General features: G+C 37.0%; 9 protein-coding genes. 8 read left to right on the top strand and 1 reads right to left on the bottom strand.

Annotated elements, in window-relative coordinates; genetic code table 11:
* Both AB3X49_RS11110 and AB3X49_RS11105 read left to right on the top strand, forming a co-directional pair.
* Nucleotides 1-596 (top strand): YdeI/OmpD-associated family protein (locus AB3X49_RS11110; protein WP_367962062.1); only part of this gene is annotated, 596 nt, incomplete at its 5' end.
* 126 nt (nucleotides 597-722) lie between these two features.
* Nucleotides 723-1,838: an NAD(P)/FAD-dependent oxidoreductase gene (locus AB3X49_RS11105; protein ID WP_367962060.1), complete on the top strand. Its 1,116-nt coding sequence runs from the start codon at nucleotides 723-725 to the stop codon at nucleotides 1,836-1,838.
* 518 nt (nucleotides 1,839-2,356) lie between these two features.
* Here AB3X49_RS11105 and pssA read toward each other — a convergent pair.
* Nucleotides 2,357-2,848, bottom strand: a complete 492-nt coding sequence (pssA, locus tag AB3X49_RS11100) for a CDP-diacylglycerol--serine O-phosphatidyltransferase (RefSeq protein ID WP_002085344.1) — start codon at nucleotides 2,846-2,848, stop codon at nucleotides 2,357-2,359.
* Nucleotides 2,849-3,216: 368 nt separating this feature from the next.
* On the opposite strand from pssA, the gene AB3X49_RS11095 reads away from it, so the two are divergent.
* The 6 genes from AB3X49_RS11095 to AB3X49_RS11070 all read left to right on the top strand — a co-directional run.
* Nucleotides 3,217-5,424, top strand: a complete 2,208-nt coding sequence (locus AB3X49_RS11095; RefSeq protein ID WP_367962058.1) for an ABC transporter ATP-binding protein — start codon at nucleotides 3,217-3,219, stop codon at nucleotides 5,422-5,424.
* Entirely contained in the window at nucleotides 5,421-7,295 is a 1,875-nt protein-coding gene (locus AB3X49_RS11090; RefSeq protein WP_088045083.1) for an ABC transporter ATP-binding protein, read from the top strand. Before AB3X49_RS11095 ends, AB3X49_RS11090 begins: the two co-directional genes overlap by 4 nt.
* Before the next feature lie 320 nt (nucleotides 7,296-7,615).
* Nucleotides 7,616-9,334 carry an alpha-keto acid decarboxylase family protein gene (locus AB3X49_RS11085; protein WP_367962055.1) on the top strand — a complete coding sequence of 573 codons (1,719 nt, stop codon included), beginning with the start codon at nucleotides 7,616-7,618 and terminating at the stop codon, nucleotides 9,332-9,334.
* A gap of 91 nt (nucleotides 9,335-9,425) precedes the next feature.
* A complete protein-coding gene (locus tag AB3X49_RS11080; RefSeq protein ID WP_367962053.1) occupies nucleotides 9,426-10,856 on the top strand; it encodes a PQQ-dependent sugar dehydrogenase in 1,431 nt (476 codons plus the stop codon).
* Between the two features lie 198 nt (nucleotides 10,857-11,054).
* On the top strand, nucleotides 11,055-11,627 hold the full coding sequence (locus AB3X49_RS11075; protein ID WP_002013264.1) for a YybS family protein: 573 nt from the start codon (nucleotides 11,055-11,057) through the stop codon (nucleotides 11,625-11,627).
* 68 nt (nucleotides 11,628-11,695) lie between these two features.
* A partial coding sequence (locus AB3X49_RS11070; RefSeq protein ID WP_367962050.1) for a GNAT family N-acetyltransferase occupies nucleotides 11,696-12,253 on the top strand: 558 nt, incomplete at its 3' end.

Here is a 12,253-nt window from a genome sequence, read left to right as displayed (position 1 = left end):
AACCAGGTGATTATGACATTTTCACAGGTAAAGAAACCTCATTTTCAAAAGAACATGATGCTATTTTTATTTTTGTTGAAACACTTGATGAAATGGTGAAACAAACGAATTTTATTATTAGTAATGAAGAATTACTAATTGAAAAAGGTTACGTGTTTTTCGCATATCCGAAAAAAGGTAATGCTCGTTACAGTACGTTTATTCACCGTGATGAGATGTTTCCGGCATTAAACGTTGGAGATGATGGATATGTGGGGGAAAGCGAAATTAAATTTGCGCGAATGGTAAGTATGGATGATGTCTTTACAGTTGTAGGTTTAAAACGTGAAAAGAAAAAAGCGAAGAAAACACCTGCAGCGAGTCAATGTGTTGCTGATTATGCAGACCGTATTCAAGATGTTGAAGCATTATTGGCTAATCATCCAGCTGAACTTAAGTTTTATCAAAGTTTAACTCCTGGTTATCAAAAAGATTGGGCACGTAATTTATTTTCTGTGAAACAAGAAAAAACACGCGATAAACGTCTTGAGAAAATGATTGAAATCCTTTCACAAGGCTATAAAACAATTGAATTATTCCGTAAGAAGAAAAAATAATGATTAGGAACGTCACAATGATGCAACAATTAATTACACTTTGCACATTGAAAAAAGGATTCCTTTCAGTATACTAAAGTATGTTCTTATATTTAAATAATTAGCAAAAGAGAAAAGGTGTTTGAAATGAAATCGTATATTGTAGTTGGATCTGGAATTTTAGGGGCATCTACTGCCTATCATCTTGCTAAGGCTGGTGCGAAGGTTACTATTGTAGATCGTCAAGATTTAGGTCAAGCAACTGATGCAGCAGCAGGTATTGTCTGTCCGTGGCTGTCGCAACGTCGTAATAAAGCATGGTATAAAATCGTTAAAGGCGGTGCACGTTACTATTCTTCGTTAATTCAGCAATTAGAAGAAGACGGTGAAACGGATACAGGTTACAACCGTGTAGGTGCAATTAGTTTACATACTGACGAGAAAAAACTAGATCAAATGGAAGAACGAGCTTATAAACGACGTGAAGATGCACCAGAGATCGGTGAAATCACTCGCTTATCAGCTGAAGAAACGAAAAAATTATTCCCAGCATTATCAGAAGAATACAGTTCTGTTCATATTAGTGGCGCTGCACGAGTAAATGGAAGATTATTACGCAACGCATTAATAAGCGCTGCGAAAAAACATGGTGCAACTTTCATAAAAGGTGATGCAGTATTAGTCCGTGAAGGGAATCATATTACGGGAGTTAAAGTAAATGACGAAACAATTGTAGCGGAAAAGGTAATTGTAACTGCAGGCGCATGGGCGAATGAAATCTTGAATCCGTTAGGAATTAATTTCTTAGTTACATTCCAAAAAGGACAAATTGTTCATTTGCAAATTGAAAATACAGCAACAGAAAATATGCCAGTTGTTATGCCGCCGAACGATCAATATATTTTAACATTTGACAATGGCCATGTCGTAATTGGTGCAACGCATGAGAATGATACTGGTTTCGATCACCGTGTAACAGCTGGTGGTTTACATGAAGTATTCCATAAAGCGTTAACAGTAGCGCCTGGTTTAGAAGATGGTACAATGCTTGAAACTAGAGTTGGCTTCAGGCCATTTACGCCAGGATTCTTACCTGTTATTGGCCGACTCCCTAATTTTGAAGGCATACTCATTGCAAACGGATTAGGTGCTTCAGGATTAACAGCAGGTCCATACTTAGGATCAGAACTTGCGAAACTTGCGTTAGGACAACCGATTGAATTAGATTTAAATGATTATGATGTTGCTGGGGCAATGGAATAGTAATAAACAAAAAGATTAGGAGTGATTTCCTAATCTTTTTATTATGTTATCTTAGGATCAGAACTTGCGAAACTTGCGTTAGGACAACCGATTGAATTAGATTTAAATGATTATTATGTTATTTGGGCGTAACTAAGTATTTTGGGAGGTAGGAGTTCTTTTAAACAAGGGGTACCACCACATCGTTATCAAGCTAAGAAAATAGATAACCCACAAAACGAAAAATTTTTGCCTTTTATAGCAACGAAGTGCATTTTTATCGTTTGAGGTATTAGAGAAGAAAGGTGGATTCGTTCAATATAGAGGCGGAAATACATATCAGAAATATAAACAATAGCCTCAAAAACTGGAGGCTATTCAATTTCACAATCTATTATGAGCAATTACAATAGGTAAGCTCTTTAAAGTCTGTCCCATCGCTGCATTCGTAAAATGATGAATAACATCAAAACCCTCAACTTGATGGATATTAGCGAACCGTTCCACAAATGAAATTAAAGCGATAGACGGGATCCCAATTAAAGTTTTTTAAACCTAATTGGACTTACCATTAAGAGAGCGAGGATTAATGTAATCCATGCATTGCTATATGAAAACAATCCCATACCGGCCAATGGTAATCCAGCAGCTGGAATAGGTAATCCCTTAAAATATCCAATGGTTGGTTTTACACTAAATTTAGCTAATCTTAAAGCACCCATCGTTGGGAAAAGGATAAATGCCAAAGAAGTTAAAATAGATGGTGTTGCTATCGAATGAAATAAAAGTGCAGGAGCAACTCCGAAACTAACAATATCAGCTAAGGAATCCAATTGTACACCAAACTCACTGTTCACTTTTAATTTTCTCGCAATTCTTCCATCAAGGAGATCTAAAACAGCTGAAAAGAAAATAAAAATGGAGGCTACTTCCAAATAGTCACTCATATTCATGGTAATTGAAAAAACACCGCACAATAAATTTCCAATCGTAAATAAATTGGGTACAGCTTTTACTATTTGATTGAACAAGGTTGTCCCCCCTAAGTTGATCGTAGCATTTTCTATATATTCTTCCGTTATTCTTGAAAATATATGACCACTGTATGCTAAGTAAATTTCGACAAGAGAAAAGTCGATTTCCTGTACGTTATGTTGGTTTATAAACATGTTTGATCAAAGGTAAGTCTATTACTGCTAATTTGCCGAATATAAAAAACGTTTTTGAAAAAAAGAGCCTATTTTCGGTGCATCATATCTTCATATAGTCATAAAATTAATCTGTAGTCGAAAATACGTAAAGAGCTGCTAGAATGAATTACTGAGAATACGAAGAATAAAGGAGAGAAGCGGAGTAAAAACTAAAAAAATTAGACAAAGAAAATGGAGAGATGAACTAAATGTTAAAGATCATCAAACATTTAAAACCATTTATTGCTTCCATCATTGCAGTTGTATGTCTTTTAACTGTACAGGCAGTATGCGATTTATCACTGCCAGACTACATGTCTAACATTGTCAATGTAGGGATTCAACAAAAAGGTGTAGAAAATGCAGTACCTGAGGTTATTCGTAAAAGTGAAATGGATAAACTTACGCTCTTTATGAATGAAAATGAGAAGAAAAAAGTTGCTGACAACTATGTGCTTTTAGATAAGAACAACCTCTCTCAAAGTGAACTAAAAAATGACTTAAAAGATTATCCGCAGCTTGATAAAGAGCCACTTTATAAGTTACATACAGAAGATAAAAAAATAATTAACGAACTTAACGATATCTTTGGGAAACCAATGTTAATTACACAAGGAATTGAAAAAGGTGGCTCATCTGCTTTCTCTCCTGCTGCGACAGGTGACAACAACACACCAGCGAAACTTCCTCAAGATCAAATCAATGCAATGAAAGAAAAGGCAGATGAAAAGTTTAAGAATATGCCAGGTAGCATGGTAACGCAATCAGCCGTTTCATTCATTGAGAATGAGTATAAAAAGATCGGTATCAATATAGATAAGCTTCAATCTAATTTCATCCTTACTTCCGGCGGGAAAATGCTGCTTTTATCCTTAGTAAGTATGGCAGCTACCGTTATCGTGAGTTTACTTGCTGCAAAAGTAGCTGCAGGACTCGGCAGAGACCTTAGAAAGAAAGTATTCCGGAAAGTTACAAACTTCTCGAATGCGGAGTTTGATAAGTTTTCCACTGCATCTCTAATCACAAGAAGTACAAATGATATCCAACAAGTTCAAACACTTATGGTTATGATGCTTCGCATTGTATTCTATGCACCAATTTTAGGTATCGGCGGCATTATTAAAGTACTTACTACAGATCTTTCAATGGGATGGATTATCGCAGTTGCGGTAATTGCGATTTTAAGCCTAGTCATTGGTTTATTTAGCATCGCGATTCCTAAGTTTAAGCGTATCCAAAAGTTAGTAGATAAAATTAACTTAATCACTCGTGAATCTTTAACCGGTATGCTCGTTATTCGTGCTTTTAATACTCAAAAACATGAAGAAAAGAAATTTGAAAAAGGAAATCAAGATTTAACAAAAACAAATTTATTTGTAAGCCGTTTAATGTCATTTATGATGCCAATGATGATGTTTATCATGAATGCCGTTACTGTACTTATTATTTGGGTTGGATCACACCAAGTGGATATGGGACATATGCAAGTTGGTGATTTGATGGCATTTATGCAATATACAATGCAAATCATCATGGCCTTCTTAATGATTTCAATGGTATCTATTATGGTTCCACGTGCTTCAGTTTCCGCACAACGTATCGCAGAAGTTTTAGATACTGACATTACCATTAGTGATGTAAAAGAGCCGAAAACATTTGCTTCAGACAAGAAAGGTTACGTTGAATTTAAAAATGTTGGCTTTAGATACCCAGGTGCAGAAGAAGATGTGCTTTCCAATATCACCTTTACTGCAAAACCTGGTGAAACGACAGCTTTCATCGGAAGTACAGGTAGTGGTAAATCAACATTAATCAACTTAATTCCACGCTTTTACGATGTCACAAGCGGCCAAATATTAATAGATGGCACGGATATTAGAGAAGTATCTCAGAAGGAATTAAGAGAGAAAATTGGTTATGTACCGCAAAAAGGAGTTCTCTTCTCAGGTACAATCGAGAGTAATTTGAAATATGGTAAAAAAGAAGCAACTGAAGAAGAACTCGAAAAAGCGGCGGAAATCGCGCAAGCTATGGAGTTTATTAACGCGAAACCTGAAAGCTTCCGCACAGAAATATCACAAGGTGGTACGAACGTTTCCGGTGGTCAAAAACAAAGACTTTCTATTGCGCGTGCTCTTACGAAAAAATCGGAAATCTTCATATTCGATGATAGTTTCTCAGCTCTTGACTTTAAGACAGACGCAGCATTGCGCAGAGCTTTAAACAATGAGATTACAGGAAGTACTATTTTACTTATTGCCCAAAGAATCAGTACAATCATGAATGCCGATAAGATTATTGTACTTAACGAAGGAAAAATAATTGGAACTGGTACTCATGAAGAGCTTATGGAAAACTGTGAAGTTTATAAGCAAATTGCTTTATCACAACTTTCAAGAGAGGAGTTGTCATCATGAGTGATAGAAAAATAGAAAATAGAAAACAAAGCGGCCCTGGTCCTGGCGGTGGCGGTCCTATGGGCGGCGGCATGAGAAAGATTGAGAAAGCAAAAAACTTCAAAGGAACGATGAATAAACTCCTTCAATACTTGAAGCCCTATAAATTACCAATCTTAGTCGTTATCCTTTTCGCAATCGGTAGTGCAGCCTTTACAATCGTTGGTCCAAAAATTTTAGGAAACGCGACAACAAAACTTTTCGAAGGACTCGTAAGCAAAGTATCAGGAGCACCCGGTGCGGCCATTGACTTTACCTATATCGGAAACATTGTCATTTTACTCCTTGGATTATATATACTGAGCACTGTGTTTGGTATTATCCAGGGGTACATTATTTCTGGAGTAGCTCAAAAAGTATCTTATAACTTCAGAAAAGAAATCGATGAAAAAATTAACCGCATGCCGCTGAAATACTTTGATAAAACAACGCACGGCGAAGTATTATCGAGAATTACAAATGACGTAGATACGGTGAGCCAAACTTTAAACCAAAGTATGTCGCAAATCATCACATCCGTTATTACAATCATCGGTGTACTTATCATGATGTTATCAATCAGCTGGCAAATGACATTAGTGGCGCTTTTAATATTGCCAGTATCGATGATTCTCATCATGGCAGTCGTAAAACGATCACAAAAATACTTCAAATCCCAGCAAGAATATTTAGGACACGTAAACGGTCAGGTCGAAGAAATTTATAGTGGTCACAATATCGTAAAAGCCTTCAACAAAGAAGAAGAAGAAGTAAAAAAATTTGAAAAGGTAAATGATACCCTTTACCATTCCGCATGGAAATCTCAATTTTTATCTGGAATGATGATGCCGATTATGACATTTATCGGTAATATCGGTTACGTCGCTGTATCTATTTTAGGTGGATGGCTTGCGGTAAAGAGAACCATCGCAGTTGGAGACATTTTAGCCTTTGTGCAATATGTTAGAAGCTTTACGCAACCAATCGCTCAAGTAGCACAAATCGCGAACGTACTTCAATCTACTGCAGCTGCTGCAGAAAGAGTCTTCGAATTTTTAGAAGAAGAAGAGGAAGTGCCAGAAGCAGAAAATCCAGTGAAGCTGCAAAAAGTTCAAGGAGAAGTTACCTTCCAAGATGTTCAATTTGGATACAATCCAGATAAGATCATCATCAATAATTTCTCATCTAACATTAAACCTGGACAAAAGGTAGCAATCGTCGGACCAACCGGAGCTGGTAAAACAACGATTGTAAAACTGTTAATGCGTTTCTATGACATAAACAGCGGTGCAATATGTATCGACGGTCACGATATAAAAGACTTCACGCGAGAAGACCTGCGCAACATGTTTGGTATGGTACTTCAAGACACTTGGCTATTTAACGGCTCCATCATGGAAAATATACGTTACGGTAGACTCGATGCTACAGACGAAGAAGTAATTGAAGCAGCGAAAGCAGCTCACGTTCACAACTTCGTAAAAACATTACCAAATAAATATCAAATGGAACTAAACGAAGAAGCAAGTAACGTATCCCAAGGACAAAAGCAACTACTAACAATTGCACGTGCCCTTATAGCGGATCCGAAAATATTAATACTCGATGAAGCAACAAGCTCCATTGACACTCGTACAGAAGTACTGATTCAAAAAGCGATGGAAAACCTTATGGAAGGTAGAACAAGCTTCATTATCGCTCATAGATTATCAACAATACGTGATGCAGATTTAATCCTTGTCATGAAAGACGGAGATATTGTAGAACAAGGTAATCATGAAGAGTTATTGAAAGCTGATGGTTTCTATGCTTCGCTTTATAATAGTCAGTTTGAAGGTGCGGATGCTTCTTGAGTTAGGTGAAAGTCCATTTAAATAACTAAACCCACGAAGAAAATGCATTTTCTTCGTGGGTTTTTATTATTTTTAAGGTTCTGTTACAAAGTTTTTAAAAGTAAGCTAGACTTTTGCAAAACAGAGTGAGGAGCATGATAAATGGGATGTTTTAAAGGGAAACAATTTAAAAAGAACATTAGAAGATTAATTAATACATTCTTGTAATTCTTCCCGATTAATTGTTGCACAACGGATAACCGGTTTAATTAAAGGGAATTATCAAAAAGGGTACTATAAAATAGAACAAGCCAAAGAAATAGATAAGGAGTGAGCAAGCGATGGATAAAATGATTAATTCGGGCAACTTTGGTTTACAAAGGGGACCTGCTCAAAAAACGGTTGGTCAGTATTTGTTCGATTGCCTGAAACTCGAGGGCATTACCGAAATTTTTGGTGTGGCAGGGGACTATAATTTTACACTTCTTGATACTTTGGAGTGTTATAACGGCATCCGTTTTATAGAAGGACGAAATGAACTAAACTCGGGCTACGCTGCAGATGGCTATGCAAGAATCAAAGGAATATCGGCTCTTATTACGACATTTGGGGTCGGGGAGCTCAGTGCATGCAATGCGATAGCGGGAGCCAACAGCGAGCATGTGCCAATTATACACATTGTGGGTGCGCCTCCTGAGAAGGATCAAAAAGAGCATAAGCTTATGCATCACACCTTAATGGATGGGAATTTTGACGTTTTTCGCAAGGTGTATGAGCAGATTACGGCATATACCGCGGTGCTTACGCCGGAAAATGCCAAGATTGAAATTCAGACTGCGATTCGCATTGCTAAGGAAAAGAAAAAGCCGGTATACCTGGTTGTGGCTAATGATTTAGTGACCAAGCCGATTAAAGTCTGGGGAGAACCGGTACCACCACGTCCAACATCCAATCCGAATACCCTTCAGGCTGCAGTGAATCATGTCCGTCCGCTTTTGGAACGTTCCCACCGACCAGTTATCTTGGTGGATGTGAAAACGATGCGATTCGGCCTTCAGACAGCGACTCGGCAGCTAGCCGATGCAATGAATGTGCCTGTTGTAACGATGATGTACGGGAAGGGAGGATTCGACGAGAACCATCCAAATTATATCGGAATGTATCAAGGCTCTTTCGGGAGGACTGAAGTCCAAAGTACGGTAGAGAATGCAGATTGTATCATTGCGATTGGCATGGTATGGGCGGACACAAACACCGCAAGTTTTACCGCAAAGCTGAATCCGCTGATAACTGTCAATATTCAACCGGATATAGTTAAAATCGCTGAGGCGGAATATCCGAATGTTCTTGCAGCCGACATGCTACTTGCCGTTCAGAAGGTGAATTATAAGGGCAAAGGTTTGACAAAAAAATTGTCATTCCCTTATGAGCAATTCACAACTATTGCCGACGGACCTCTAATGGCGGACGGCTATTATCCACGTTTTCAGCGCATGCTGAAAGAGGAGGATATTGTAATCGCCGAGACCGGAACGCTTTATTACGGAATGGGAGAGATAAGACTGCCGGGCAATGTAACATATATTGGACAAGGTGGATGGCAGTCCATCGGTTACGCAATCCCTTCGGCGTTTGGTGCTATTATGGCCGCGCCGGAACGCCGAGTATTGGTGTTTACAGGTGACGGTGCCCTGCAGCTAACGGTACAGGAAATCAGTTCTATGCTCTATTACGGCTGCAAGCCTATAATCTTTGTTTTGAACAACGATGGTTATACAATCGAGAGATATTTAAATGTCAAAACAGAGGATCAAAAGTACAACCAAATCCCTCGATGGTCTTACACCAAGCTGGCCGAAGCTTTTGGAGGTAACGCGTTTACCGTTACGGTCCGGACCTATGGAGAGCTTGATCAGGCTATAATCCATGCTGAAAAGGAAAGCGCCGAAAGACTCTGTATAATTGAAATGATCGCAGGTAATCCAATGGACGCACCTGAATATATGCGACGGATGCGCAGTTATATGGAGAAGCAGGAAATGCAGCGCAGCCAGAAATAATATCCAATTCTCTAGTCCCTAATTGGATACTAATTGAACAGTTCTAATCATATTCTTTTAATAAAACGCAATTAAAGGGGTGTAAAGTAAGTTGACAAAAGTTAAGGTTAGTTTACGACCCATTGCAAGTAAGTTCAATTTACCTACTGTTTTGAAAACAACTATACTACCAGGTGACTCAATTGAAAGGTTATTTATTGCAACCCAGGTAGGAGAAATCTTTTACATAGGAGACGGAGTTATAAGGACTTTTTTAGATATTCGCCCGCGAATTATCAAATTAGGCACGTTTGAAGAAGGTGTCTCTAGTAGCGGTTATGATGAACGCGGATTGCTAGGACTAGCGTTTCATCCACAATTTTATCAAAACGGTTTATTTTACCTTCATTATTCAGTAGCTGGCACTCAAGGTCCGGGTGCCCTTTCTGAACCTTTTAAACCTAATCCGTGTGATCCGAAAACTTTAAACTTAAAGTGGGTAAATAGAGATACTCAATATGATCATATTGATACGGTTGAGGAATGGATTTTACAATCACATAGTCAACCTCAAAAACGACGGACATTACTTAACATAAGAAGGCCCTTTTTTAATCATAACGGAGTCAATAGTTTAAACTTTTCACCTGAGAGTGGAAAACTTGTTTTTACAAATGGAGATGGTGGATCGGGTTATGATCCATTTAATTTAAGCCAGGATGATTTAGAAATAGCGGGTAAAATAATTGAAATTGATGTAAGTAAAAATACATTCATAAATAACCCTCCAGTAGTTACACGCTTTAATGAGTTTCCTTTATCTATACAAGAAACACTTACAGTAATTGCGAAAGGAGTTCGGAATATAACAGGTATTTCATTTCAAAGGTTTTATAATCAGTATATCCAATATGCTGGAAATGTCGGGCAGGATATTGTAGAGTCTATTTTTTCGTTTGTTCATTATAAACCCATACCGGTTACCGAACTTGTTCAAACGCATTTAATGAGATCCACTCCCAATCAAGATGGATTTATTAATTTTGGTTGGCGAGGATGGGAAGGAGAATTTCCTACTTCTTTTATAAGGCACTGTTCTGAGAAACCTACTTTGGATGAGAGAACAATGGCTTATTATAATGAAACAATAGAAACATCAGTGAGGCGCATACAGCCCCTAATTAGTTATTTTCATAAAGATTCCAGAGCAGATAAGTTTGGAGGAACCTCACTTACAGGAGTACAACCATATATGGGAACTACAATTCCTAGTTTAACTGGTAGTATCGTGTTTACTGATCTTGCTAAGAAAGAAGAATTTCAATCTCCAGTAAAGGGAGTGTTAGCTTTTACTAGAGCAGCTCTAGACGGGAAACGTAATGATTTTCATGTTATTGAAACCACTTATGATTTTGGGACTCAAGCAGCTTATTATGTTAGTTTAGGAACAAACTTAGATCAAACTAGATTATATTTAGGAGTTTATGGTTCTATGAAAGTAACTGAATTTAACAAAGGTACTATTTTTGAAATTGTTCCATGATACGGTATAAACTCTTAGTCTAAAAATATATGGAATTCATACTTTTTCAAACGCACGACTTAGCGCCTCTTAAAAAACCTTCTATGGATAAACATCTATTGTATAGTGATTCCTAACAAGCAGAAAGTAAAACATAACCAATAAGTATTTGAATAAAAATAGAAAGTGGTGAATTAAGTCTCTTTAGGGGGGAATTTGATGAATCGCTTTAGAAGCTATTGGTATCAATGGATGATAGAGCAGGATGCGAATTTTGTTCATAAAAGAAAGGTGACGCCTGCAAGTAGGTTAGTCATTACAGCATTACTCGGTTCATTTGCTGCTATTTTTCAATCTGCGGGGAACTTAATCCCTGGAATTGGGTTATTTATTAGTCCTTTCGCGACGCTACCGATTTTTCTAGCTATTTGTTATTCTATTCGTGAGGGAGTACTTTCTTATATTCTTACTATTTTCCTATTATTCATTATTGAGCCAAGTGAACTAATTGTCTTTCCCTTTACTACAGGCTTATTAGGTATAGCGTTAGGAGTATCCTTTTTACAATTCAAGAGGAGGATTTGGGTAATTTCCTTTTCAGCGATATGTCTACTTATAGGAATTATGATCATTCTCGATATCTTCCGTTTTCCTGTACTTGGTCCTACTATTCATACGACTATGGATATAAAAGTTATTACATTAATATTTATACTGAGTTTTTTATACTGCTGGATCTATGCAGAGTTGTGTAGAATAATAATGAATAGAGTATATAAAGTATGGTCTTAGCAATTGCATAAAATCTTTTTGAACAAATACACTTTCTCATATATTTTTAAAAATTGGAGATGTAAGCCATGTATAACATTGAAATTAGAAGGCCGAATTCGAATGATTTAGATGAATTACATTTGTTTTTTCGTCTTGTTATTACTAATACATTTAAAAACGAAGGGTTATCACATCTATTAGATGACATAGAAAATGAAATTAACTCGAAAAAGAAATATTTAAAAAATGATTTTGATAGTAATGGAGAAAGTCGTTACTTTTTATTAGCAATAGATACAAGTAACGATAAAATCATTGGAACGATTGAAATCGGTCCAGCAAGTACATTGATTAATAGTTGTACAGACGGTGTACTTAAGGATTTGTATGAAATAGGAACTGTATTTATACTTCCGGAGTATCAAAGAAAAGGTATAGGGAGTTTACTGCTAAATACAATGTATCTTACATTACTTAGCAGAGGAATAATCGAATGCTGTTTAGATAGTGGATACAAAAAAGCACAAAGTATATGGACAAAAAAGTTTGGAAAACCTAGTTATGTGCTGAAGGATTATTGGGGCGAATCAAACGATCATATGATTTGGAAAAAAAGTTTACATGATATACCTATAATATTTGAA

It is taken from the genome of Bacillus sp. C30 (assembly GCF_040838255.1).
GTDB classification, from domain to species: Bacteria; Bacillota; Bacilli; order Bacillales; family Bacillaceae_G; genus Bacillus_A; species Bacillus_A mycoides.
This window is presented reverse-complemented; position numbering and strand designations above follow the sequence as displayed.

Coding starts and splice junctions, on each gene's coding strand:
- AB3X49_RS11085 (WP_367962055.1), top strand. CDS start 7,616: ATGGATAAAATGATTAATTCGGGCAACTTTGGTTTACAAAGGGGACCT.
- AB3X49_RS11090 (WP_088045083.1), top strand. CDS start 5,421: ATGAGTGATAGAAAAATAGAAAATAGAAAACAAAGCGGCCCTGGTCCT.
- AB3X49_RS11105 (WP_367962060.1), top strand. CDS start 723: ATGAAATCGTATATTGTAGTTGGATCTGGAATTTTAGGGGCATCTACT.
- AB3X49_RS11075 (WP_002013264.1), top strand. CDS start 11,055: ATGAATCGCTTTAGAAGCTATTGGTATCAATGGATGATAGAGCAGGAT.
- AB3X49_RS11095 (WP_367962058.1), top strand. CDS start 3,217: ATGTTAAAGATCATCAAACATTTAAAACCATTTATTGCTTCCATCATT.